1 protein-coding gene is annotated in these 629 nt (G+C 46.9%); it reads right to left on the reverse strand.

What is annotated here, in order from left to right; translation table 11 throughout:
* Positions 1 to 596 (reverse strand): Mur ligase family protein (locus R8N49_RS28230; protein WP_318190583.1); only part of this gene is annotated, 596 nt, incomplete at its 3' end.
* Between the last annotated feature and the right edge of the window lie 33 nt (positions 597 to 629).

Raw genomic sequence — 629 nt, forward strand, 5'->3', positions numbered from 1 at the left:
ATCGCGGGTTTACCTGCGCGGTAGATGCCCGCTTTTTCAAAGCCGATAACATTGATGTCGTCACCAAGCCAATCTACATGGTCGATCGCCAGGCTGGTGATCACTGACACATCGTGATCAACGACGTTTGTTGCATCTAATCGCCCACCTAAACCAACTTCAAGAAGCACTACATCGACGTTTTCGACTTGGAAAATACGCAGCGCTGCAAGCGTGCCGAACTCGAACAGACTTAAACTGATGTTACCACGTTGTTTTTCTACATAGTCAAACGCTTCACAGTGCTTAGCATCTTCCACGTCTACACCATTAATGCGCACACGCTCGTTATAACGGATCAGATGAGGAGAACTGTAAACGCCTACCGAATAGCCAGCGTCGAGTAAGATCGCTTCCATTAGCGCACACGTTGAGCCCTTGCCATTGGTTCCGGCAACAGTGATTACGGTGGGAGCAGGTTTGGTGAGATTGGCTTTTGTCGCTACCGCTTGAACGCGGTCTAAGCCTAAATCGATAGCTGAGGAATGAATATTTGATAAATAATCAAGCCACATCGCTAGAGGAGATGTGGCTTGAGGAATTGGGTTTTGGGTCATCTAACTTTAACCATTAATTTCTTTGGCTTTATG

The sequence above is a fragment of the Vibrio sp. 1978 genome, assembly GCF_033344345.1.